The following is a 24600-nucleotide window of genomic DNA, read 5'->3' as shown; positions in this document are numbered from 1 at the left end:
CGCTCACCGGAACTTCGGGTCGAGGGCGTCACGCAGGGCGTCACCCATGAGAATGAAGGACAGCACCGTGCCAATCAACAGTCCGCAGGGGAAGAGCAGCAGCCACGGATCCTCCAGGAAGTAGACCTGGTGGGCCGAGATCATGATGCCCCAGGACTGCGTCGGCGGCTGGAGCCCGATACCGAGGAAGGTCAGCGTGGCCTCCGCGGCGACGAACGAGCCCAGCACGATCGTGGCGTACACCAACATCGGCGCGATCGCGTTCGGCAGGATGTGCCGGAACATCAACCGGCCGTTACCCGCCCCGACCGCCTTGGCGGCCTGCACATAGTCCAGGTCCTTTGAGGAGATGACGCTACCGCGGATGATCCGGGCGATCGTCGGCCAGCTCAGCAGGAACAGCACCAGGGCGATGGTGAAGATGTTCTGCTGCTTGATCACGGTCAGGAAGACGATCGCGCCGAGCAGGAACGGCAGCGAGAAGAAGATGTCCATCAGCCGGGAGATGAGCCCGTCCACCCAGCCGCCGTAGTAGCCGGCGAGGAGGCCCATCAGGCCGCCGAAGAGCACGATGCCCCCGGTAGCCATGATCGCAATCACCATTGATGGCCGGGCGCCATAGATGGCGTGCGAGTAGTAGTCGCAGCCCTGGATGTTGAAGCCAAACGGGTGCTCCCAGCTCGGCGCGATCCGAGACTGGTCGGTGTGGCACGCCCGCGGGTCCTGACCGGTCCAGAGCTTCGGGAAGGCCGCCATCGTGCTGACCACCACGATGTAGAGCACGGCGAGCATGAAGACCGGGTCGCGGACCAGCTGCCGGCGGGCATCCGCCCACAGGCTGGCGTTGCGCTCCTTGCCGCTCTTGCTCGTCTTCCCGGGGGCACCGCCGACGGCGGTGCCGGCACTCGTCGCGTCACTCATGTCCCACCTCGTTTCGCTTCGCCCTGCCGCGGATCGCCGGTGTCACCGGCCCCCGGTTACTGACCACGGTGCCGTCACTCATAGCGGATCCTCGGGTCGAGCACGGCGTACAGGAGGTCAACCAACAGGTTGGCGAGCAGAACGACCAACACCAGCATGGTCACCACGCCGATGACCACGGACGACTCTCCCTCCCGGGCGGCAGCCGTCACCAGCCGACCGATACCGGGCACGTTGAAGATGGTCTCGGTAACCACCGCACCGGCCATCGCCGAACCGATGTCGACGCCGAGGTACGTGATCACCGGGATCAGCGAGTTACGCAGCGTGTGCACGCCGATGACCCGCTTGTTGGCCAAGCCCTTTGCCCGGGCGGTCCGGACGAAGTCCGCCCGAATGTTCTCCATGATGCTGGTCCGGGTCAGCCGCGCGGTGGTGGCGAGCGCGACCGAGCCGAGCACCATGCCGGGAATCAGGAGGCTGGCGAAGGGGTAGTCCGGCTTGAAGCCGGGGCTGAAGAACCCGTACGCGACAACGTCGGGGAGCCACTCCTGATCACGCAGAATGTTGCCGAACTTGACCCCGATGAACTCTCGCACCACCACGCCGAGCACGAAGATCGGCACAGAGATCACGAAGACGGTGCTGATCTTCACCAGGTTGTCGGCGAAGCTGCCGCCCCGCAGACCCGCCCAGACGCCGGCGGCGATACCCACGACCGCCTCGAAGACGATCGCGATCACCAGCAGCTTCAGGGTGTACGGAATGGCATTGGCAACCAGCTCGGTTACCTCCTGCTCCCGCAGGTCGATGCCGAAGTCGAAGCTTAGGAAGACTCCGCTCACCCGGTCGAGGAAGAGCCCGAAGCAGGGGTTGCCCTTCTGCTCGAGGCAGGGGTCACCGTAGCCGAGGCGTTCGGTGATCGACTGGAGTAGGGCCGGCGGCGGGGTCCGGTCGCCGAAGATGGCACGGACCGGGTTCCCACTGAACTGAATCGCCAGCGAGGTCATGTAGTGGAGCAGGAACATGGTGCCCAGCACGGTCGGAATGAACTGGAGCAACCGTCGAATGACGTAGCGCCCCATGTCGGGGTCTCCTCTCGGCGCTGATACGGCGGCAACGATCACCCTGGTGGGGTGACCGTTGCCGCCACATCCTGGTTACGGCGGGATCAGATAGCCGAAGCTCAGTTCTACTTCAGCGCGGTCGCACCGTAGTCGGCGCCCGCGACCTTGTTCCAGACAAAGTTGTCGACGTGCTCGCTGTAGATCGCCGCTTCCTTACGCCAGAACATCGGGATGACCGGCAGTTCCTCGGCCAGGATGTCCTCGGCCTGCTGGTAGAAGGGGATGGCCTCCTCCACGCTCGGGGCGGAGTCACCCTGCTTCAGCAGGCTGTCAAAATCAGCGTTGCTGAAGGTGGTGTAGTTGCTCTTGGCGCCGGTGCCGTAGGTCGGGGTCAGGTAGGTCTCCAGGTACGGGTAGTCCGGACCCCAGCCGAGCCGGAACGGGCCGGTGAACTCCCGGTTGTCCGCCTTCTCCAGGTACTCGGCGAACTGCAGGTTGACCTTCAGTTCGTAGTCGATGCCCAGCACGGCCTTGATCTGGTCGCCGACCGCCTGCAGCCAGGCGTCGTGGCCGGCGCCCGCGTTGGCCCACAGGGTCAGCTTCTTCCCCTCCGGCCAGCCGCCGGCCTCTTCGAGCAGCTTCTTGGCCGCCTCGACGTCCTTCGTGCAGTAGGTGCAGACACCCTCGCGAGCACCCTGGAAGGTCGGCGCGACGAAGCCGGTGGCGGGAGTCCACCGGCCGTCGAAGACGGCGTCCACGATGGACTCCCGGTCGACCGCCATCGAGATCGCCTGACGGATCCGCTTGTCCTGGAAGCTCTCGTCGTACAGGGGCAGCCCGACGTAGTTGAGGCTGCCGCTCGCCTGCTCGTACAGCCGGTCGCCGTAGCTGGCCTTGGCCTCCTTGAAGCGCGCCGGCGGGATCGTGTACATCACGTCCAGCTCGCCGGCCTGGAAGGCGGCGTAGGCCGCGTCCACGTCCCCGAAGATCCGGTAGTTGATCGCAGCGGGCTTACCCGCCTCGCCCTTCCAGCTGTCGCTACGGACCAGGTTGATCTCGACGTCGTGCTTCCAGCTACCGTCGATCTTGTATGGGCCGTTGCCGATCGGGGTCTCGTTACAGGCATCCGTGTCGTCCAGGCAGGCCTGGGCCATCGGCGAGAAGCCCGGGTAGCCAACCACGATCGGGAAGCCGCTGAACGGCTCGCTGAGCTCGACGGTGAAGGTCAGGTCGTCGACCTTCTTCAGGCCGGACAGCGTCTCGGCCGTCGGCTCCGGGGCCTTCTCCGGGCCGTCACCGTCCGGGTCCTTGGGCAGGACCTCGTCGATACCGGCGATCCGCGTCATGAAGGAGCCGTTGTTCTGGGCGTTCGGCGCGTAGGCGGCGAAGTTCCACGACCGGATGAAGGCGTCGGCGTCGACCGGCTCACCGTTGTCGAAGGTGTAGCCGTCCTTCAGCTTGATCGTCCAGAGCTTCTGGTCGTCCGAGTCGATCGACTCGGCCAGATCCATCTCTGGATCACCGGTCTCGGCGTTGTACTTGACCAGACCGCGGTAGAGCTGGCGAACCACATAGATCGACGGCTCGTCGTTGGCATTCGACGGCAGCAGGTACGCCGGCTCGGATGCATATACCCGAAGCGTGCCGCCGGCGGCGTCGTCGCCAGCATCGCTCGAGTCGCTGCCACAGGCGGTGGCCAACATAGCGGTGGCGGTCGCCGCGACCGCCACCTTCAGGAATTTCCCACGCATGGGAGTGCCTCCTCAGGCGCTCAGCTCACGAGGGGGTGTGAGGTGCCTGCCACTGTGACACCAGACGCGCGCTAGCGGGAAGGCGTGTTATCAACCCGATACCCGGCCGGGACGGTGTGTACATCCACCCATAGGTGTGTACATCGACCCCGGGCAAGCGTGGTAAGAGTCGGAAAAACTACATCGACAGTAGCCAGTCCTGTCACGTTGAGCAACCCGTCGTCACAGCCGATCGTCGGCTCAGACGAGCCGACGATCCGCCGCCCAGCGCGACAACTCGTAGCGGCTGGACATCTGGAGCTTGCGGAGGACGTTCGACACGTGCGTCTCGACCGTCTTGATCGAGATGTACAGCTCCCTGGCGATCTCCTTGTACGCGTACCCCCGAGCGAGTAGACGCAACACCTCCCGTTCCCGGTTGGTCAACAGGTCCAGCTCGGGGTCCGAGACCGGCACGTCCGGCCGGGCGGCGAAGGCGTCCAGTACGAAACCGGCCAGCCGGGGACTGAAGACGGCGTCGCCCTCGGCGACTCGGCGGACCGCCGCCGCCAACTCGTCCGGTGAGATCGTCTTGGTGACATAGCCCCGGGCGCCAGCGCGGATCAGCCCGATCACGTCCTCGGCCGCGTCCGAGACGCTGAGCGCGAGGAACCGCACGTACGGGTGCGTACGCCGGATGGCCTCAAGCACCGCCCGGCCACCCCCCTCCGGCATGTGCACATCAAGCAGCACCACATCGGGCTCGGTGGCGGCGATCCGACTGACCGCCTCCGCCACCGTGCTCGCCTCGCCCACCACGTCGACATGCGCACCCAGCTCGGCACGGACTCCGGCCCGGAACATCACATGATCGTCAACGAGGAAGACCCGCAGCCGCCGCGCGGCCACACCCGCCTCCACCACTGAATCCGGCGTCTGGTCCGCCATCACCTACTCCTCTCCGCCGTGGACCCGTCACGGGAGATCGGCAGGATCAACCGGATCTCGGTCCCTTCCCCGGGCCCGGAGCGGATCTCCGCCCGGCCACCGTGTCGCTTCATCCGGCCGATAATCGAGCCCCGAACGCCGTGCCGGCGTTCCTCCACCGTAGCCGGATCGAAACCCCTCCCCCGATCCCGGACGAAGACACTGACCTGCTCCGGTTCGACCTCGGCGTAGAGCGAGACGGTCTGCACCCCAGCATGCCGGCCCGCGTTCACCAACGCCTCGCGAGCGGCGGCCACCAACGCGCCGACCCGCTCGTCGGTCTCCCGGTCACCGACGACCACCGTCTCCACCGTGACCGCGTAGGTGTCCTCCACCTCGGCCGCCACCAGCTCCAGCGCTGCCGCGAAGCGCTCCGTCGGCGAGGCAGTCGGCCGGTAGAGCCAGTTGCGCAGCGAGCGCTCCTGCCCCCGGGCCAGCCGCGTCACCGTCTTCCCGTCGCCGGCGTTGCGTTGGATCAACGCGAGGGTGTGCAGCACCTGGTCATGCACCATGGCAGCCAGTTCGGCCCGTTCCTGCTCCCGGATCCGCCCTTCCCGCTCCGACCGAAGCTGGTTCCAGGTTCGCCAGAGCACCGGCGCGGCCACCACCCCGACCCCCGCCAGACCGACCAAGGCGAAGATCACGCCGTTGAGCACCGCGTCGAAGTTCTGCGTCGGGGAGTACACCGCCGCGACCCCGATCACCCCCACCGCGACCAGGATTCCGCCGCCGATGAAGCGAAGCACGAACGCCCGCCGGTCACTCTCCTCCACCACCGCGCTCAGCCAGGGCACCGGCAGCGTCCCGTCCCACTGCCGTCGCCGCTGCGGTGCGGACTGGTGCCAGATCAGCCCGGCCCCGACCGCGATGATCGTGACAAGCCAGCCGGCGGTGCCCGCAACACCGGTCGCACCCACCGCATCAAAGAAGATCACCTGGAAGATCAGCACCCCCAGGCCGATCGCCACAAACGGCAGCAGCTGAGCCACATCACGACGGGGCGGGGTGGCGGTGTCCCCCGGTCGCAGCGGCACCACCGCCCAGAGGGCCGCGTACAACAGCAACCCGAGGCCGTTGAAGCCGAGCAACACCAGGAACGCGACCCGGACCCAGAGCACCGGGATGCGAAGGTGCCCGGCGATCCCCGCCGCCACCCCAGCAGCGATCCGGTGCTCGCGGGCGCGATAGAGGCGCGGGGGGTTGGTCACGACACTGATCGGGGCTCCCTAGCTAGTCGCGGCGGTTCTTCCGGCGAGCGGCACGCGCCGCTGGTTCCGATCGTCACACGCCAGGTAAGCACTCGACCACGGGGGCGTCCCGGAGATCCTGCTGCCCTGATCTCAGGGTGAGGTCAGGGTCTCCGCCGGAGGCCGACGAGGCGACGAGGGAGCAGGATCGAGGTCATGACCGAGGAAGCCGCCCAGCACCAGCCAGCCGCGGCGACGCCACCACCTGCGGCGCCGGCGGGTGAACCGCCACCACCCACGGGTCCGCCCACCCCGCCGCCGCCCGGGAGCCCGCCCACCCCGCCGCCGCTCGGGGGCGGCGGCTTCACCTCGCGGTACGGGCTGGTCCGTCCGCGCGACGGCCGCTATCTGGCTGGCGTCTGCGCGGCGATCGGCCGGGCGACGAACACCGATCCGGTGCTGTGGCGGGTGCTGCTCGCGGTGCTCGGCTTCTTCGGCGGCGTCGGCATCCTGGTGTACATCTCCGCCTGGCTGATCATCCCGGGCGAGGGCGACACCGCCTCACCGGTCGAGTCGATGTTGGGTCGGGGACGCTCCAGCATGTCCCCGGTCACCGTGATCGTGCTCGGCATCCTGGTGGCGGTCAGCTTCGCCTTCATCGTCACCGACGCGTTCCGGGCCATGCTGCTCGGCGCGGCGATCCTGATCAGCGGGGCGCTGTTACTCAACCGCGAACGTCCGGGCCAACCCGGCCCGCCCGTTGCCCCGCCGCCGGCCTGGCCGACCTCGGCACCGCCGCCGCCCTGGCCAACCTCGGCACCGCCGCCGGCCTGGCCGACAGCGCCCGAGGCTCCACCTGGCGGCGTCCGCCTGCCGTTCGCCCCACATGGGCCGTACGCCTCACCGACCCCGCCGCCCGCACCACCGGCCCCGCGGCCGGAGCGGAAACGACCGCGGGAACGCTCCGCGCTCGGTGGGGTGACCTTCTCGCTGGTCTTCCTCGTCCTCGGGTTGCTGACCCTCCTCGATCTGACCGGCGTACCCGCCCTCGGCGCGTCCGCGTACTTCGCGGCCGTCCTGGCCACCATCGGCCTCGGCCTACTCGTCGGCGCCTGGTTCGGCCGGGCCCGCTGGCTCATCGCGCTCGGCCTGATCACCGCCGCCGCACTGGGGGTGGCCACGGTGGCCGAGTCCGACCGGTTCCGAACGGTGAACCAGGCGGTGACCTGGGCGCCGGCCAGCCATGCCGAGCTCGCCAACCGCTACGAGAACCTCTCCGGCAACTCACTACTCGACCTACGCTCGGTGGATTTCACCGGAAAGCGCAGCGAGGTCACGGTGACGGTCACCGCCGGGAAGGCCACCGTGATCTTGCCCCCGGACGTCGACGCCACCGTCACCGCGACCGTCACCGTCGGCGACGCGGTCGTCTTCGACCAGGGCGTCGCCAAGCGCAGCGGCTCCACCGGTTCGCGCCACGAAAGCACCGACCTGGGGGCGGACGGCCCCGGCGGCGGAACGCTACGCCTCTCCGTTCACGTTGACGTCGGCACGCTGGAGGTGACCCGGTGAAACCCCATCGCACCGACTCGGTGTCGTTGATCTTCGGGCTGATCTTCCTTCTCCTTGCCGCCTGGTGGCTGGTCGCCCGGTTGCTCGAACTCACGCTCCCCCCGGTGGGCTGGTTCCTGGCCGGCGCGCTGCTACTGATCGGTGTACTGGGGCTGGTCGGGGCGCTTCGCGCGGCCCGGTTCGGCAGCCCGGCCGCTCCGGAGGCGGAGGCGCCGCCAACCGGTGCGACGCCGGAGCCCGGGCCAGCCGAGGGGGATCGGCGCTGAGCGCAACGCCGGCTCGACCCGGCTCGGGGCATATGCTGGCCGGTGGCGCCCGCCCCGCCACGCACTCGCCGGTTCGACCCGGCAGCGCGCCCACGGGCGATGCCGAGCGACCCGACGCCGATCGCGCCGATCTCACCGACCCGTCGTCCCGACCGTCAGGAGCTTGTCCGACATGACCCAGTCCCCCGCCGTGCCTCCCACCGGCCGCTCCGGTCCGGTCCGTATCGGCGAGCGCGCCGCCCGTGTCCTCGTCTCGGAACTCGCCCGGATCAACGCGCCGAAGGCCGCCCTGCTGGTCGACGCCAGCCTGGAGTCCCCGGTACTCGCCGCGGCGATCGAGGCGCTGTTGCCCGGTGACACGCTCACCGTCGTACCGGCCGGCTGGTCGGACGCCGAGATGCTGCGCGCGCACGTAGCCGCCCAGGGCCCCTGGGTCGCCGAGCGGGTCCGGGTCGTTGACGCGCTGGCCGACGCCGAGGCCGCAGCGGTGGCGATCATCGGTGAACCGCTCACCGGGACGATGGAGGAGACCCGCGCCACCCTCGACGGGCTCGGCAAGTACCTCGACAACGGGGCCACGTTGAGCCTCGCCACCCCCGCCATCGCCAGGCGCACCGGCGGCGCGAGCGACGAACTGGCCCGCCAGGCCGCGCTGCACGGCGTCGGTAGCGACCTGCTGCTGCGCAACAACCCACCGCTGCGGGTGCACCGGCTCCGCTTCAGCCCGGCCACCGCGGCGGCGGCGGTGGGGCTGGCCCCGGCGTACCGACCCGCCAGCGTGCCGCTGACCCGCACGATGCACATCGACAGCAACGGGGTGGCCGCCGCCGGGATCGCCCTCGGGCTGGCGGCGGTGGCCCGTGTCGCCCGGCCGACCTCCAAGCTGTGGCTGCTGCCGGCCCTTGCCGCCGCACCGGTCGCCGCCTTCTTCCGGGACCCGGAGCGGGAGGTGCCAGCGGATCCGTCCGCGGTGGTCGCCTCGGCCGATGGCAGGGTGCTCTCGGTACAACGCCTCTCCGACGAGCGGTTCGGCGACGGCGAATGGCTGCGGATCGCCGTGTTCCTGTCGGTGCTCGACGTCCACATCAACCGCTCCCCGGTGGCGGGCAAGGTGGTCGACCACTTCGTGACCGACGGCGGCTTCGCCAACGCGATGAAGCCCGATGCGGAACACAACGTCGCCGCGTACACGGTGTTGGACACCACCAACGGAACGGTGGTCGTGGCGCAACGTACCGGATTGATCGCCCGGCGGATCGTGCAGCGGGCGCCCATCGGTTCGCTGCTGGCCAAGGGCGAGCGGTTTGGGCTGATCAGGTTCGGCTCACGCACCGATGTCTACCTGCCGGCCGAGGCGGCGCAGCCACTGGTCGGGCCCGGCGACCGGGTCGTCGGCGGGTCGTCGGTCATCGCCCGCTGGCACTGACCGCGTCGCACGGGCGCCGGAAGGAGCGGTGGCGGGGCGCCGGGAAACCACGGTGCCCCGCCGGGAAGCCGAATCAGACGGTACGGCGCTGCCGCAGCCAGAGCACCGGACCGCTGAGCAGGTAGCCCACCACGACCAGGGCGAAGGTGAGCCGGATGTCGACCAGCGCGCCGACCAGCGGAGCCAGCCAGACCCAGGGTGGCAGCTTCACCAGGCGAGCGAGCTTCGCGTACGGAAAGCTGGAGACCATCGCGAAGGCGAGCAGCGCCACCCCGCCGAGCAGGACCAGCCCGGACACCGGCAGCCCGATGGCGACGGTCAGGGCCAGCATGGCGGCCGCCATGGTGGTGGGCACCCCGCAGAAGAAGCGGCTGTCCTTCGGCGAGACATTGAACCGGGCGAGACGGATCGCGGCACAGGACGCGACGAGCGCACAGGCCACCGCTGCGGCGGCCGGGGGCACCGAGCCAGCCAGGGAGGCATAGACCACGACCGGGGCGGCGAGGCCGAAGGAGCACATGTCGGCCAACGAGTCCATCTGGGCGCCGAACGGGCTGGCCACGCCGAGTCGGCGGGCGAGGGCACCGTCGAGACCGTCGAAGGCGACGCAGGCGATCAGGCAGAGCGCCGCGGGCCGCACCTCGCCCTGCATGGCCAGGAAGATCGCCAGCATGCCGAGGGTGAGGCTGGCGAGGGTACAGCCGTTGACCAGCACGAATTTCATCCGCCGGGCCGGCGTCCGGGCACCGGGAAGGAGCGGAGTCGAGATCGCCACCGCTTCGTCCACCGGCGGCGCCGGGGCGACAGCAGGGCTGACCGGGACGATCGCCTCCACCTCGGCGTCGTACCGCGGGTAGCGGCGCTGCGGGAACCGGCGCTCGATCAGCGGCCGGTCAACGCCGCCACGGAGGCCACCGTCCGGGCGGCCCGCCCGAACCCACAGCACCTGACGGGCGATTGTGCCGCTGCGCCGCAACGGGCCTGCCCATCGACGCCCTGCAGGACGTGGACTGTCTGTCGTACGACGCCGGCGCCAGGGGGCTCTCGGCACGTTCCCTCCATCACCGGATCGGCGCACCGCCGCGGTGGCAGGGCGTCCGGCTGTCTCGTGCCAGACCTTCTTGGCCCGGCAGCCGTTTTGCGGGGTACACCATCGCACAGGCAAACGGGGCTTGGCGATAGCTGCCGGCGGTACTTAAAACTCCCTTAAACCGCGCGAACCGCCCTCATACTCCTAATCCGGATCGCATCGCCCGTTACACCGTTAACTCCCCACACTCAAATGTACCGGAGTCCAGCGGCATCACATGATGAGCACTCTTCAGCGTCCGCAATGCCCCAATTACAGCTAAATTGGGATCGCATTTCCAACCGAGTCACCCGCCCGGGGCCAACACACACCGGACCAGGATGGTCAGCGGAGCTCAGCGACCGTCCGGGCAGCGATATCGCTGAGCCGCAGCCCGCTGAGCTCGTCAACGCCAAACCAGCTCGCCCGTGCGGTTGACCCCCCAGCCAGCTCCAGCACCCGCGCCTCGGTCGGCTCCTCCACCACCACCGTGTAGATGGCCCGAACGGTGTGCCAGTCCAACGGACGCCCCTCCGGCCCGACCCTGCTGGGGTGGTGAAAGCTGTCCACACCGATCAATCTGACGACCCGTCCGACCTGACCGGACTCCTCCACCAACTCGCGGAGCAGCCCCGTCTCCGGCGCCTCACCGTAGTCGGTGCCACCGCCGGGCAGGTGCCAGCTGCCAGCGCCCGGGTAGCCCTCCGCGATCAGCGTCAGCAGCACCCGCCCAGCCGGGTCGGTGACCAGCCCGTACGCACCGAAACGGTGCCGCAGAGCGGTCGGCCCCGGAGCCGTTGCCGCCGGAACCGTTGCGGCCGAGGTCATCGGCGCCGGAGCCATCGGCGCCGACGGCAGCACCCGGGACGACCCCGAAGGCAGGGGCGCGCCCGACAGGCCGAGCAACTCCGCCGTGAACGGCAGCACGGGCGCCGCCGCCGCTGATTCGGGCGTGAACCACCCCAGCCTGGCACTGCCACCGCCCTGCTCCGGCCGGAGTACGCCATCCGTCGCGGTCACGTCGAACACCAGCCGATCGGTGTGCAGCCCGGATCCGGCGGCGTAGGTGGCCACATCGGCTACCGCCGCCCGGACCCCGGCCACCGTCACGGCCAACCCGGTCTCCGCGGCGAACCCGCGGACGACCGTGGCGGCGGGATGCTCGGCGTGCCGAAGGTCGCCGCCCGGCAGCCGCCAGGCACCCCGATCCGGGCTCCCGTCCCCACCCCGTACGAGTAGCACCTGCCCACCGTCATCCCGCAGCACCCCATATGCCGCCGTCCGCCGCTGCTGCACCCTGCCCCCGCCCTACGCCGAATCGATGAGAAGTTGCCGCGACCGACGATAGCTGCGGGAACGTCAGGCTGGGGCGGTCAGGTCAGCCGAGCGGCCTGGACCGCCTCGGCCGTCACCTCGGTCAGCCGATCGGCCGGGAGGGCGCCCAGTTCCTCCTTCGCGAACCAGCGAGCCTCGCAGGTGGAACCGCCGACGTCGATCACGGTTGGCGGGGCGGGGCGGTCGACCACGACCCGGTAGAAGGCCCGAACCCCGTGCCAGTCGATCGGGTAGCCCTCCGGACCGAGCGAGGCGGCGTCCCGGTGACTCGCCACGCCGAGGAGCTCAACCAGCCGCCCGGTCTGCCCGGTCTCCTCAACCAGCTCACGGATCAGCGCCGCGCCCGGCTGCTCACCGTAGTCCGTCCCGCCACCCGGCAGGTGCCAACAACCGGCACCCGGGTACCCGTCCGAGACCCGGGTGAGCAGGACCCGCTCGTCGGGGTCGGTGACGACGGCGTACGCGGCGAAGCGCTGTGCCCGATGCAGACCGTCGGGCCCCTCGACCGCGTAGAAGGACGGAAACTCGGGCGGTTCGTCCGGCACGATGTCCGCCGCCGAGGCGGGCAGGCCGAGGGCGCGCGCCGTGAACGAGCGTAGGGGCAGCTCGCGGGCCTGCTCAAGGGAGAACCAGCGGACCAGGTCGGTGGGCTGGTCGGCGCGGTCGGCGAGCGTCCCGCCCCGCACCGAGACCTGGTAGAGCAGGCGGTCGGTGTGGATCGTAATGCCCCGCTCGGGCAACGCTCGCATGTCGGCGAGCACGTCGGCGAGGGTGGCCACGCTGACCGACAGCCCGGTCTCGGCGGCGGTCTCCCGCACGACCGTGTCGCAGGGGTCCTCGCCGTGGTCGACCGCGCCCCCGGGCAGCGACCAGGCGCCGGGGGTCCCGGAGCGCTGCGACGCACGGACCAGCAGCACCTGACCGACCGAGTTGGTACAAACCGCGTACGCCGCAATCCTACGAAGCGGCTCCAGCATGAGGGTCACAGAGCCAAATTCTCCCCGTTCCCCGCCACCAACGCCGAAAAGGGTCGGAATAATGACTCCCGGCTCGCGGGCAAGGGGCAGATCAGGGTAAGGCCCGGGAAATCACCGAGGTCGGCCGGAGCCGGGCGACGCACCATGAGGAGATGACAAGCACCGGAACTGCCCAGCCCCCGTACAAACAGCTCCGTCGCCCCACCACCGACCGAATGATCGCCGGAGTGGCCAGTGGCGTCGGCCGCTACTTCAACCTCGACCCCACGCTGATTCGGGTCATCTTCGCGGTGACCGGCCTGCTCACCGGCGGGATCGCGGTGCTCGCGTACCCGATCATGTGGTTCCTGATCCCGGCGGAGCCGGCGGGCGCGCCGGCCTGGCCGCACCCGACGGCACCCGGGGCGACCACCGCCACCCCCACCTGGCCGGGGCCGCAGCCGCCGGCTCCCCCCGTCAGTTGAACGCGACTCACTCCCACTCGATGGTGCCCGGCGGCTTACTGGTGACATCCAGCGCCACCCGGTTCACCTCAGCGACCTCGTTGGTGATCCGGGTGGAGATCCGGGCAATCAGGTCGTACGGCAGCCGCGACCAGTCGGCCGTCATCGCGTCCTCGCTGGAGACCGGGCGCAGCACCACGGGGTGCCCGTAGCTGCGTCCGTCCCCCTGCACACCCACACTGCGTACGTCGGCCAGGAGGACCACCGGGAACTGCCACACGCCGCGGTCCAGGCCAGCAGCGCTGAGCTCCTGCCGGGCGATGAAGTCGGCCCGACGGAGCACATCGAGCCGCTCCCGGTCCACCGCGCCGATGATCCGGATCGCGAGCCCCGGACCGGGGAACGGGTGCCGCCAGACCATCGCCTCCGGCAGGCCCAGTTGGAGGCCGAGTGCGCGAACCTCGTCCTTGAAGAGCGTGCGCAGCGGCTCGACCAGGGAGAATCCGAGATCCTCCGGAAGCCCGCCAACGTTGTGATGGCTCTTGATGCTGGCCGTGCCCGCACCGCCGCCGGACTCCACCACGTCCGGATAGAGGGTGCCCTGCACCAGGAACTCCACATCGCCGTGGGCGGCGATGTCCCGGGCAGCGGCCTCGAAGGTCCGGATGAACTCCCGGCCAATGATCTTGCGCTTCCGCTCCGGATCGGTCACCCCGGCCAACGCGGTCAGGAACTGGTCCGCCGCGTCAACCACCCGCAGCTTGATTCCGGTGGCGGCGACGTAGTCCTTCTCCACCTGCTCCGCCTCGCCCGCCCGAAGCAGACCGTGGTCAACGAAGACACAGGTCAACTGGTCGCCGATGGCCCGGTGCACCAGCGCCGCGGCGACCGCGGAGTCAACGCCGCCGCTGAGACCGCAGATGACCTCCTTGGCACCCACCTGCTCCCGGATCCGGGCCACCTGCTCGTCGATGATGTTCTCCGGCGTCCAGGTGGGCTCGATGCCGGCGATGTCGTAGAGGAAACGGGTCAGCATCTCCTGGCCGTGCGCCGTGTGCCCGACCTCCGGGTGGAACTGCACCCCGGCCCGGCGCCCGGCCCGATCCTCGAAGGCCGCCACCGGGGCCCCCGCTGACTCGGCGGTCACCGCGAAGCCAGCCGGCGCCTCCGTCACACAGTCGCCGTGGCTCATCCAAACCGGAAGATCATCAGGGAGATCGCGCAGCAGCATCCCGGCTTCCGGCCGCTGGCGCAACACCGTGCCGCCGTACTCCCGATTGCCGGTCTGCGCGACCGTGCCCCCGAGTGCCTGCGCCATCGCCTGGAAGCCGTAACAGATGCCGAAGACCGGCACCCCGGCCTCGAACACGCCGGCGTCGACACCGGGCGCGTCGGGCGCGTAGACGCTGGACGGGCCACCCGAGAGGATGATCGCTGCCGGGTCCTTCGCCAGCATCTCGGCCACCGACATCGTGTGCGGGACGATCTCCGAGTAGACCCGGGCCTCCCGCACCCGACGTGCGATGAGCTGGGCGTACTGGGCTCCGAAGTCCACCACCAGGACAGGGCGCGGGGTGCTCATGTGCAGAAAGCCTACCCACCGACACGCCCGACGCCGACCCGGGACCCGAGTCGGCGCAGCGGCCCCGCCGACCGCGCCGTGCCGCGGTCTCCCCCGGTGCTACCGCAGCGCACCAGGGGCATGCGCCGGCACCGCCGGATGGCGCGGGGCCACCGGGGTCAGCCGCACGTACGGGGCGCCGAGCGGAGGGCGGGGATCCGGCTCCCCCTGGTTCGGCCAGAACGACATGGCCCGCTCGGCCTGGGCGGTGATGGTCAGGCTTGGGTTCACCCCGAGATTGGCCGAGACCGCCGCGCCGTCAACGACGTGCAGCCCGGGGTGCCCGTACACCCGCTGCCACGGGTCCACCACGCCGTCCTCCTCGGTGGCGCCGATCACCGCGCCGCCCAGGATGTGCGCGGTCACCGGGATGTTGAACGGTTCGGTGAGCGCACCGCCCGGCACCCCGTTGATCTCCTCGGCCAGGAGCCGAACCGCCCGGTTGCCGGCCGGTATCCAGGTCGGATTCGGCTCCCCGTGACCCGGTTCGCAGACGAGTCGACGACCGCCGAGCCCACGGCGTAGCCGGGTGGTCAACGAATTATCCGCCGACTGCATGACCAGGGCGATGACCGTGCGCTCGGACCAGTTGCGGACCGACAACATCTGCGCCGCCGCACGCGGCCGCCGCACGAGCGCGCCCAGCCAGCGACGTATCCGGCGCGGGCCGCCGTCTACCAACAGGGTCTGGAGCAGCCCCATCGCGTTCGAGCCCCGGCCGTAGCGGACCGGCTCGATGTGGGTCTGCGAATCAGGGTGGAACGAGCTTGTGATCGCCACCCCCTCGGTGAAGTCGACCCCCGCCGCCCGCGCCGCCCGTCGGGACACCGACGCGCCGAGAACCGCCTCCGAATTGGTACGGGTCAACGCGCCGAGGCGGGACGAGAGCCGCGGCAGCGCCCCAGCCACCTTCATCCCGTGCAGCAGACGCTGGGTACCCAACGCACCGGCGGCGAACACCACCTGGTCGGCGTGGATCACCTGCGAACGCCCCCGCAGCCAGGAACCGGTGCGCCGGGTCTGCACCGCGTACCCGCCCCCCTCGACCGGCGTGACCGCGGTCACGGTCGTCAACGGATGCACCTGTGCACCGAGCCGCTCGGCCAGCCACAGATAGTTCTTGGCCAGCGTGTTCTTCGCGCCGTACCGGCAACCCGTCATGCAGGCGCCGCAGTGCGTGCAGCCGGTTCGCTCCGGCCCCGCCCCGCCGAAGTAGGGATCGGGCACCCGCTGTCCCGGCTGGCCGAGGTGCACGCCGACGGGGGTGGCCCGGAAGGTGTGCCCGACCCCCATCCGCTCCGCCACCGCCCGCATCGCCCGGTCCGCCCCGGTGGTTCCCGGGTACGTGCTGACGCCGAGCATCCGCTTCGCCTGATCGAAGTGGCGGGTCAACTCCTCCCGCCAGTCGGTGATGTCCCGCCACTGCGGATCTTGGAAGAAGGCGTCCAGCGGCTCGTACAGGGTGTTCGCGTAGACCAGGGAACCGCCGCCCACCCCGGCGCCGGAGAGCGCCAGCACGCCACCGGCCCGGCGCCGGCCCGCCCGCAGCAGGGTGATCCGCTGTATGCCGTAGCAGCCCAGCCACGGTGCCCAGACGAAGCGGCGCAGCTGCCAGGAGGTCTGTGGGAAGTCGCCGTCGGCGAAGCGTCGGCCCGCCTCCAGCACCCCGACCCGGTAGCCCTTCTCGGCCAGCCGCAGCGCGGCGACGCCCCCGCCGAAGCCGGACCCGATGACGACCACGTCGTACCGCATAGCTGCATCATTACCGACCGGTAGCAATCGCGCCAGAGGCAGCTCAGCCCGGTTCGGGGAGAGCGGGCCGGGTGGTGCCGGAGAGCCAGGCGTCGAAGAAGTCGTCGAGCTGCGCCCCGGAGACCCGCTCAGCCAGTTCGATGAAGTCACCGGTGGTGCCGTAGCCGTCACGCCGCTCGGCCGTCCAGGCCCGCAGGATGGCGAAGAAGGCGTCGTCGCCGACCGTCCGCCGCAGCGCGTGCACGGTCAGTGCTCCGCGCTGGTAGACGGCGGTGCCGAACATCTGCTCCGGCCCCGGGTCCAGGGCCGGCAGCGACCAGTCCGTCACGGCGTAGAGCTCCTCGAACGCGCGCTGCAACGACCGACCCTCCTCGTGCTCCGCCCAGAGCCACTCGGCGTAGGTGGCGAAGCCCTCGTTCAGCCAGATGTCCCGCCACCGGGTCACCGCCACGCTGTTGCCGAACCACTGGTGCGCCAGTTCGTGGACGACCACATCGAAGTTGGGCCGCCCACCGAGGAAGAAGGCAGGGCCGTACACGGGACGGGACTGCGTCTCCAACGCGTACCCCACCCGTGGGTCGGCGACCACCACCCCGCCGTAGGAGTCGAACGGGTACGGCCCGAAGCGGTCGGCCAGGAAGTCGGCGATCTCGCCCGTACGGGCCAGCGAGACGGCCTCCGGGCCGGTCTCCGCGAGCGACTCCGGCACGGCCGTGACGATCGGCTTCCCGGCGTGGGTGCCGGTCTCCACCCGGTAGGCGCCGATCACCAGGGTGGTCAGATAGCTCGCCATCGGGGCCCGCTGCGCCCAGCGCCAGGTGGTCCGGCCGTCGGCGCTGCTCTGCTCCCCGGGCACCCCGTTGCTGAGCGCGGCGAGCCCGTCCGGGACGGCGACCTCGATGTCGTACGTCGCCTTGTCGCTCGGGTGGTCGTTCACCGGGAACCAGGCGGCGGCCGAGTAGGGCTGGCCGAGCACGATCGCACCGTCCTCGGTGTGCAGGAAACCACCGCCGCCCAGCGGACCGTTCGGCCGGGTGCCGGGGCGGCCGGCGTACTCGACCGTGACGGTGAAGCGGTTGCCCTGGGCCAGCCCCCGCGCCGGCGTCACCACCAGCTCGTCGCCGTCGCGGTGGTGCCGGGCCCGGTCCCCATCCACCCCGACCGCCGTGACCTCCAGACCCTGTAGATCCAGGTTGAACCGGGACAGCGGTTGGGTGGCGACGGCGGTGACCGCCGCCTGTCCCCGGAGCCGGTCGCTGGCCGGGTCGTAGTCGACGGCGAGCCGGTAGTGCTCCACGTCGTATCCGCCGTTGCCCGCGCCCGGCACGTACGGGTCACCCAGCTCGGAGGCGCCCGGGCGGAAGTCGTCGCCCGGGCTCGCGGAGGAGCAGCCGGTGAGCAGGGCCGCCGCCACGACGGCGGCGGCGAGGCCGGGTCGAACCCGGGCGGAGGTGGAACGCACCGGTCGAGCCTAACCACCCGACCGGCGCGATGATGTCCCTCCGCGCTGGTTAGCGATCCAGGACCAGGCCGACCTTCTGGAACTCCTTGAGGTCACGGTAGCCGCACTTGGCCATCGCCCGGCGCAGCCCACCGAAGAGGTTGAGCTGGCCATCCGGCTCGTCGGCCGGGCCGTACAGCAGCCGTTCCATCGAGCCGACCGGCTCGCCGGCGGCCTCGAAGGCGCCCCGGGGCAGTGCCGGGTGGCTGGCGGCCGAGTGCCACCAGGCGCCGCCGGCCGGCGCCTCCGGGCAGAGCGAGAGCGGCTCGCCCAGCATCACCGCGTCGGCGCCGCAGCCAAGCGCCTTGGCGATGTCACCGGAGGTCCGAATATCGCCGTCGGCGATCAGGTGGACGTAGCGGCCGCCGGTCTCGTCCAGGTAGTCGCGGCGCGCCGCCGCGGCGTCGGCGATCGCGGTGGCCATCGGCACCCGGATGCCGAGCACCGACTCGGTGGTTGACCAGTCGTCACCGCCGATCCCCACGATCACCCCGGCGGCGCCGGTGCGCATCAGGTGCAGGGCGGTCTTGTAGTCGGTGCAGCCGCCGACGACCACCGGTAGGTCGAGGTCGGCGATGAACTCCTTGAGGTTCAGCGGCTCGTCGGTGGTGGAGACGTGCTCGGCGGAGACGATGGTGCCCTGGATCACCAGGATGTCCACCCCGGCGTCGAGGATCACCGGGGCGAGCGCCAGGGTGTGCTGCGGCGAGACACGTACCGCCACCGTCTGGCCGCCGGCCCGCAGCTCACGAACCCGCTCGGCGATCAGGTCCGCGCGGATCGGCTCGGCGTACACCTCCTGAAGCCGCCGGGTGTGGTGCAGCCCGGTCGCGCCGGCGCGGGTGGGGCGGGGCGACGGGCCGGTGGCGTCCGCGCCCAGGCTCGCCAGCTCCGCGAGCACCTTCGCCGGGTTCTCGTACCGGGTCCACAGACCCTCCACGTTGAGCACACCGAGGCCGCCGAGCTGGCCGAGCCGCACCGCCGAGGCCGGGCTCATCGTCGCGTCGGAGGGGTGGCCGACGCAGGGGATGCCGAACGGGTACGCGTCGAGCTGCCAGGCCGTCGACACGTCATCGACGTCCCGGGTACGGCGGCTCGGCACGATCGCGATGTCGTCCAGGTGGTAGCCGCGCTGCGCGGTCTTGCCCAGCCCGATCTCGACCACGTCACGCATGAGGACTCCAGACGGTAGGGGGTGGTGGGGTCAGCGGGTGTGGTAGTTGGGCGCCTCAGCGACCATCTGGATGTCGTGCGGATGGCTCTCCTTGAGCCCGGCCGCGGTGATCCGAATGAGCTGTCCGCGCTGGTGCAGCTCGGCAACGCTCTCCGCGCCGGCGTACCCCATCGCCAGCCGCAACCCGCCGACCAGCTGATGGGCGACCTGGGCGAGCGGGCCACGGTACGGCACCTGACCCTCGACGCCCTCGGGGACGAGCTTCTCGTCGCTGGTGACATCCTGCTGGAAGTAGCGGTCCTTCGAGTACGACCGGACCTGACCCCGGGACTGCATCGCGCCCAGCGAACCCATCCCCCGGTAGGCCTTGTACTGCTTGCCGTTGATGAAGATCAGCTCACCGGGGCTCTCCGCGCAGCCAGCGAGCAGGCCGCCCAGCATCACCGTGTCGGCACCGGCCACGAGCGCCTTGGCGATGTCGCCGGAGTACTGGATGCCACCGTCACCGATGACCGGAACGCCGGCCGGCCGGGCCGCCCGGGCCGCCTCCATGATCGCGGTCACCTGCGGCACACCGACACCGGCCACGATCCGCGTCGTGCAGATCGCCCCCGGCCCGACCCCGACCTTGACCCCGTCCACACCGGCCTCGACGAGCGCCTTCGCCCCCGCGTACGTGGCGACGTTACCGCCGACGACATCGACCCGGACATCCTTCTTGATCCGGGCCACCATCTCCAGCACCGCCCGCTGGTGACCGTGCGCGGTGTCCACGATCAATACGTCCACGCCGGCGTCCACCAGGGCGCGGGCCCGCTTGTACGCGTCCTCGCCCACGCCGACGGCGGCGGCGACGCGAAGCCGGCCGGCGGAGTCCTTGGTGGCGTTCGGGTACTGCTCGCTCTTGGTGAAGTCCTTGACGGTGATCAGGCCCCGCAGCTTGCCGGCGCCGTCAACGATCGGCAGCTTCTCGACCTTGTGCTGCCGCAGCAGGCCGAGCGCGTCCTCCTTGCTGACGCCGACCGGGGCGGTGACCAGCGGGGTCCGGGTCATGATCTCGCGGACCGGCGTGGCCGGGTCGGAGACGAAGCGCATGTCGCGATTGGTGACGATGCCGACCAGTTGCCCGTCGCCGTCCACCACCGGCACCCCGGAGATCCGGTACTGCCCACAGAGCGTGTCCACGTCCTGCAGGGTGTCGTTCGGGCCCGCGGTCACCGGATTGGTGATCATGCCCGACTCGGAGCGCTTCACCAGATCGACCTGGAGCGCCTGGTCCTCCACGGAGAGGTTGCGGTGTAGCACGCCGATTCCGCCCTGGCGGGCCATCGCGATCGCCATCCGGCCCTCTGTCACCGTGTCCATCGCGCTGGACAGCAGTGGGATGTTCAGCTCCACGGTGCGGGTCAGCATCGTGCGGGTGTTCACCCGGCTCGGCACGACATCCGACTCGCCCGGCTGGAGCAGCACATCGTCGAAGGTCAGACCGAGTGGAACCACCCGCGCCGAACCGGCGGGCAGCTCCGGCAGGTGACCGCCCAGCTCACCGCTTTCGGCCTCGGTCGGTTGAACGGTGCTGGGCGAATTTTCCACGGTTGCTCTCCTGAGCTGGTCGAACGGGCTTCAGCGAGGTGGCGCGGGCGGGCACCGGCAGAAACCGGGTAGCGGCGCTTCGCCCATCGTACCCATCGACTGGCCGCACCCCTGCTGCCGGCGGGCCGGGTGGGTATACCCGGGGCCGGGCAGGTCACGCCGGCCCAGGGCGGGCGGCGAACGGGCGTTGGGTCTACGGTGAGAGGGTGCACGACGAGCCCATCGATCCCTTCAACGGAGAGCCAGCCGACTCAGTGGCGGGCCAGCCCGATTCCGGCGACGCGGAGCTCGACCCATTGAGCGACGCCGAGCGGCAGGAGGTGCTGGAGGACCTGGCCGACCTGGAGATCTACCAGGCGCTGCTGGCGCCGATCGGCGTACGCGGTCTGGTGATCAAGTGCGAGGACTGCCGGGAGCCGCACTACTTCGACTGGGATCTACTTCGCGGCAACCTGCGCCACCTACTCAGCTCCGGGCACCCCCGGGTGCACGAGCCGGCGTACGACCCCGACCCAGATCACTACGTGACCTGGGACTACGCCCGCGGGTACGCCGACGGGGTGCACGACACCCTGAGCGAGGGCACCGACGAGGAGCCGGGCTCCAACCGCTGATCCTGGCGCTCGACCAGGTCTCGGGCCTGGTCGAGACCGGTCCCGACCGGGCGACACCCGGGTCCGGGCTGATCGACTCCCGGGCCTCGGGCTGATCGACCGACACGTCAGCGACGCATCAGGCGACCAGTCCGGCGCGGAAGCCGGCGGCGACGGCGTGGGCACGGTCCCGGGCGCCAAGCTTGCGGAAGAGGCGTCGGGCGTGGGTCTTCACCGTGTCCTCGGAGACGAACAGCTCCCGGCCGATCTCGGCGTTGCTCTTGCCCTCGGCCATGCCCAGGAGCACCTGTAGCTCCCGCTCGGTCAGCCCGACCGCCGGCCGTGACTCCCGAGCCGGGCCGCCGGCGGGCACCGCGACGGGCTCACCCGCCGGGTCGGCGGGGTCGTCGCCGCGCTGCACCGGTACGACCGTGGGCCCCCCACCGGCCCCCTCGACGGCCCCGGCCGGCCAAGCCGACGGTGGGTCGACGGGAGCCCGGCCGCCGGGGGTAGCGCGGGCCGACCCGCCCACCGAAGCCGCGTCCCGGGCCGGATCGACCCGGTGGCGGTTGGCGGCCCGCCCGGGGGCGGAGAGCAGCAGCAGCGCCTTCGCCACCGAGCTGGTGAGGTCGTGGTCGGCGCCCTGAATCAGCCCCCGGGCACCCGCGCTGATTGTCGCCGCCGCCGACTCGGACTCCTCGACTCCCAGCAGCACCACCGCCGCCTGCGGTGCCCGGGCCAGGACCCGGCGAACGAACCCCGCGCTGTCTGGCCGGGTCAGCGCCGTATCAACCAGCACCACGTCGGCGGGGCGTTCGGCGAGCCGCAGCATCACCTCCGGGTCGGAGACGGCAGTCCGCACCGCTCCAGATAGCCCCAGCCGCGCCGCGGCGGAGGTCAGGTGTTGCGCCGCCAAGGGCGTCCGAACGCACACGAGAACCGTACGCACAGTGGTCTCCTCTCCGTCAACGAGCAGACCATGGCGGAGTCCGGTCGGGAGGGGGTTCCCGCCAATCCTTCGAACTTTTCCGACAGTTGGGGCATTTGCCGCGAGTTGTCCGCGGTTCCCGGTCCTGGGGGACAACCAGATGGACAGACAACACGATCAACCGGGCCACACCGAGGCACTGAGCGTCTCCAAGAGCGCGGCACCCCGACGCTCTCGCCGCGTCCTACCCAGCCACGATGCGTGGTTTGTACTCCACCGCGAACGTCCGCCCGTTTCGGGCGGCCGCCCTGCTACCAGGCGTGCTGGGAGCGTCCGGATGATCCTCTTCCTGGCTCCCGGCAAGCCTGGCTTCACCAGGGAGGCTGGCTCATCTCAACCTGGCGGACAGGGATGCGCCAAAGCGAGCGCCGTTGCTACTTCGTGGGTTGGCGGGTTCCGGGGCAGTCGCCCCGACCGCCCATCGGCGTGTGTGGTGGGCAAGAGCTGCCAGGCCTTACCCCGACGCGGGCCCCGCAGGTTGAGCACTGTGACTGAGGCGACATAACTGGGCTCCCTTCTCGGGTGAACTACCGAACCACCAAACCTTCGTTACTCCCCGGGGCGGCAGTGCGGCGGGCACAGCCAACCCGACCGGCATGCCAACCGGACCTCGACACACCCGGGCCCGGCTCCGGGGCCTCTCCACCGGCAGCTGGGCTTTCCCCCTCACGGCGGCGTCAACCCCCGCGTTCACGCCGCTGCCACGCCAGGTCAAGACCCCGCCCTGGGCGCGGTCCCGGTCGGGGCGCAGACCCAGGGGCAGGAGCAGCCGCGAGACGGCGCACCTGGCGGGTCAGCCAACGGTGACGCGCACCGTGTGCCAACCGGTCGCGCCGTCCGGAGCCACCGGTGCGCTCCGGCCGGTCTGGGTCTCACCGGTCACATCGGTGGCCCGAACCTGAAGCGTGTGCTCCCCCGGCGTCGCGTCCCACCGCCACGACCACTGCACCCAGGTATCCACCGAGACCGTCGGCGCGAGGTCCGCCTCCCGCCAGGGCCCCTCGTCCACCCGGACCTCCACCCGCCGGATGCCCCGGTGCTGCGCCCAGGCGACACCGGCGACAACCACCTCCCCCGCCACCAGCCGACTCCGCCGTCGGGGCGTGTCGATCCGCGACTGGGTCTTCACCGGGCCCTGCGCCGACCAGCCGCGCGGCACCCAGTACGCGTCGAAATCCGCGAAGCTGGTCAACTCCAGCTCGGTGACCCACTTACAGGCCGACACGTAGCCGTACAGGCCCGGCACCACCATCCGAACCGGGAAGCCGTGCTCGACCGGCAGCGGCTCACCGTTCATGCCGACCGCCAGCAACGCGTCCCGGCCGTCCCGCAGCACCGCCGTGGGGGTGCCGCAGGTCCAGCCGTCAACGGACCGCCCAACAACCTGATCCGCGCCCTCCAGCGGCTCCGCCTCGGCCAATAGATCCCGCAACGGCACCCCCAACCAGCGGGCATTGCCGATCAGGTCACCACCTACCTCATTGGACACGCAGGCCAACGTGACATACCGCTCGACCAGCGGCCGGGCCAGCAGGTCGGCGAAGCTGAGGGTGATCGGGTTGCGGACCCGGCCATGGATGCGCAACCGCCAGGTGTCCGGATCCACCTGCGGCAGCACCAGGGCGGTGTCGATCCGGTAGAAGCTGGATCTGGGCGTGACGTAGGAGGCGAGTTGGGCCAGGTCCAGGTCGGCTCCGGCCGGCACCGCGGCGGCCGGCGAGGCCGGGGCCGGCAGCACGACCGCCGCTCGGGCCGCCGACACTCCCCGCCGGCCACTCAGCCACCGGCCGCCGACGCCGGCCACCGACGCCGCCCCGAGCAGTAGCCCACTCGCGGTGAGGAAGCGTCGCCGGGACTCCGCACTCGGTCCCGCGGCCTGCCCCCGGTCAGCTGACCCGGCCACCGGCGCGCCGGAGTCGGCCGGTGGGGTGGGTGCGGACCAGCGCCATGGATCCAGCTCCAACGGGCCCCGGATGAACGCCCAGAGCACCAACCCACCGAGGCTGCCCCCGGTCAGCGCCGGCAGGGCGTCGGTGAGATCCGCATCGGCCCGGGTCAGGGCGGCGAACGCCCCCAGCGCCGTAAACGCCATGACGCCGGCCAGCCCGTACGCCAGGTGCCGCCGGGACAGTACGCCGAGCAGCGCGGCGAAGCCGGCCAACAGCAGGGCCGTACCCACCAACAGGGCGACCTTGTCGTAGCTGCCGAAGAGCGCGATGCCGAACTGTTTGAGTGGCTCCGGCACGGTGTCGACCACCAACCCGCCGACGGCTACCAGCGGAGCGGAACGGGGGCCGGTCAACACCGCGACAAGCTCCGCCGAGCCGATCGCCACCGCAGCGGCGATCACCCCGGCCGAAGCGGCGTGGCGACGGGTCGTACTGGTCACGCGGACCAG

20 protein-coding genes are annotated in these 24600 nt (G+C 70.7%); 5 read left to right on the top strand and 15 right to left on the bottom strand.

The features are described from left to right. Positions 1-3: 3 nt before the first annotated feature. The 5 genes from B118_RS0100705 to B118_RS0100685 form a co-directional block, all read right to left on the bottom strand. A complete protein-coding gene (locus B118_RS0100705; protein ID WP_018810153.1) occupies positions 4-921 on the bottom strand; it encodes an ABC transporter permease in 918 nt (305 codons plus the stop codon). 74 nt (positions 922-995) lie between these two features. Further along, the gene (locus B118_RS0100700; RefSeq protein ID WP_018810154.1) at positions 996-2006 is read right to left on the bottom strand and encodes an ABC transporter permease; all 1011 of its coding nucleotides are present in this window, start codon (positions 2004-2006) and stop codon (positions 996-998) included. A gap of 107 nt (positions 2007-2113) precedes the next feature. After that, positions 2114-3739: a peptide ABC transporter substrate-binding protein gene (locus tag B118_RS0100695; RefSeq protein WP_018810155.1), complete on the bottom strand. Its 1626-nt coding sequence runs from the start codon at positions 3737-3739 to the stop codon at positions 2114-2116. Positions 3740-3979: 240 nt separating this feature from the next. Beyond that, positions 3980-4666, bottom strand: coding sequence for a response regulator (locus B118_RS0100690; RefSeq protein ID WP_027647263.1), 687 nt, complete (start codon positions 4664-4666; stop codon positions 3980-3982). Beyond that, the gene (locus B118_RS0100685; protein ID WP_018826232.1) at positions 4666-5913 is read right to left on the bottom strand and encodes a sensor histidine kinase; all 1248 of its coding nucleotides are present in this window, start codon (positions 5911-5913) and stop codon (positions 4666-4668) included. The genes B118_RS0100690 and B118_RS0100685 overlap by 1 nt, the downstream gene beginning before the upstream one ends. 195 nt (positions 5914-6108) lie before the next feature. On the opposite strand from B118_RS0100685, the gene B118_RS0100680 reads away from it, so the two are divergent. The 3 genes from B118_RS0100680 to B118_RS0100670 all read left to right on the top strand — a co-directional run bounded on the left by B118_RS0100680 (position 6109) and on the right by B118_RS0100670 (position 9156). Next, positions 6109-7464: a PspC domain-containing protein gene (locus tag B118_RS0100680; RefSeq protein WP_027647264.1), complete on the top strand. Its 1356-nt coding sequence runs from the start codon at positions 6109-6111 to the stop codon at positions 7462-7464. Further along, the gene (locus B118_RS0100675) at positions 7461-7730 is read left to right on the top strand and encodes a hypothetical protein (protein ID WP_027647265.1); all 270 of its coding nucleotides are present in this window, start codon (positions 7461-7463) and stop codon (positions 7728-7730) included. Before B118_RS0100680 ends, B118_RS0100675 begins: the two co-directional genes overlap by 4 nt. Positions 7731-7902: 172 nt before the next feature. Next, a complete protein-coding gene (locus B118_RS0100670; RefSeq protein WP_018810159.1) occupies positions 7903-9156 on the top strand; it encodes a phosphatidylserine decarboxylase in 1254 nt (417 codons plus the stop codon). A 73-nt stretch (positions 9157-9229) separates the two neighbouring features. Here B118_RS0100670 and B118_RS0100665 read toward each other — a convergent pair whose 3' ends face one another. From B118_RS0100665 to B118_RS0100655, 3 genes are all read right to left on the bottom strand, one after another. Continuing rightward, complete coding sequence (locus tag B118_RS0100665; protein WP_018810160.1) at positions 9230-10132, bottom strand: CDP-alcohol phosphatidyltransferase family protein; 903 nt, start codon at positions 10130-10132, stop codon at positions 9230-9232. Positions 10133-10570: 438 nt separating this feature from the next. Then, complete coding sequence (locus B118_RS0100660) at positions 10571-11521, bottom strand: NUDIX hydrolase (protein ID WP_018810161.1); 951 nt, start codon at positions 11519-11521, stop codon at positions 10571-10573. Positions 11522-11598: 77 nt separating this feature from the next. Beyond that, positions 11599-12546, bottom strand: coding sequence for an NUDIX hydrolase (locus tag B118_RS0100655; RefSeq protein WP_018222659.1), 948 nt, complete (start codon positions 12544-12546; stop codon positions 11599-11601). Positions 12547-12689: 143 nt separating this feature from the next. Between B118_RS0100655 and B118_RS27750 the strand changes: the two genes are divergently transcribed. Further along, positions 12690-13001, top strand: coding sequence for a PspC domain-containing protein (locus B118_RS27750; protein ID WP_018222658.1), 312 nt, complete (start codon positions 12690-12692; stop codon positions 12999-13001). Positions 13002-13008: 7 nt separating this feature from the next. Here the strand turns inward: B118_RS27750 and guaA are convergent, their stop codons facing one another. The 5 genes from guaA to guaB form a co-directional block, all read right to left on the bottom strand. Further along, entirely contained in the window at positions 13009-14562 is a 1554-nt protein-coding gene (guaA, locus tag B118_RS0100645) for a glutamine-hydrolyzing GMP synthase (RefSeq protein WP_018810163.1), read from the bottom strand. Positions 14563-14661: 99 nt separating this feature from the next. Continuing rightward, the gene (locus B118_RS0100640; RefSeq protein ID WP_018222656.1) at positions 14662-16353 is read right to left on the bottom strand and encodes a GMC oxidoreductase; all 1692 of its coding nucleotides are present in this window, start codon (positions 16351-16353) and stop codon (positions 14662-14664) included. A gap of 43 nt (positions 16354-16396) precedes the next feature. After that, complete coding sequence (locus B118_RS0100635; RefSeq protein WP_018810164.1) at positions 16397-17815, bottom strand: M1 family metallopeptidase; 1419 nt, start codon at positions 17813-17815, stop codon at positions 16397-16399. A 49-nt stretch (positions 17816-17864) separates the two neighbouring features. Further along, positions 17865-19028: a GuaB3 family IMP dehydrogenase-related protein gene (locus B118_RS0100630; protein WP_018222654.1), complete on the bottom strand. Its 1164-nt coding sequence runs from the start codon at positions 19026-19028 to the stop codon at positions 17865-17867. A 30-nt stretch (positions 19029-19058) separates the two neighbouring features. After that, positions 19059-20621 (bottom strand): IMP dehydrogenase, encoded by a 1563-nt coding sequence (guaB, locus tag B118_RS0100625; RefSeq protein WP_018810165.1) that lies wholly within the window; start codon positions 20619-20621, stop codon positions 19059-19061. Positions 20622-20827: 206 nt separating this feature from the next. On the opposite strand from guaB, the gene B118_RS0100620 reads away from it, so the two are divergent. Further along, positions 20828-21235 (top strand): DUF5319 domain-containing protein, encoded by a 408-nt coding sequence (locus B118_RS0100620; RefSeq protein WP_018222652.1) that lies wholly within the window; start codon positions 20828-20830, stop codon positions 21233-21235. A gap of 118 nt (positions 21236-21353) precedes the next feature. Here the strand turns inward: B118_RS0100620 and B118_RS0100615 are convergent, their stop codons facing one another. Both B118_RS0100615 and B118_RS0100610 read right to left on the bottom strand, forming a co-directional pair. Beyond that, a complete protein-coding gene (locus B118_RS0100615; RefSeq protein ID WP_026185699.1) occupies positions 21354-22163 on the bottom strand; it encodes a response regulator transcription factor in 810 nt (269 codons plus the stop codon). An 832-nt stretch (positions 22164-22995) separates the two neighbouring features. Further along, positions 22996-24591 carry a molybdopterin-dependent oxidoreductase gene (locus B118_RS0100610; protein ID WP_028192258.1) on the bottom strand — a complete coding sequence of 532 codons (1596 nt, stop codon included), beginning with the start codon at positions 24589-24591 and terminating at the stop codon, positions 22996-22998. Positions 24592-24600 lie beyond the last annotated feature (9 nt).

Source organism: Salinispora pacifica CNR114 (genome assembly GCF_000514775.1).
Taxonomy (GTDB): domain Bacteria; phylum Actinomycetota; class Actinomycetes; order Mycobacteriales; family Micromonosporaceae; genus Micromonospora; species Micromonospora pacifica.
The sequence above is the reverse complement of the archived record's forward strand: the minus strand, read 5'-3'. Positions and strand labels throughout refer to the sequence as shown.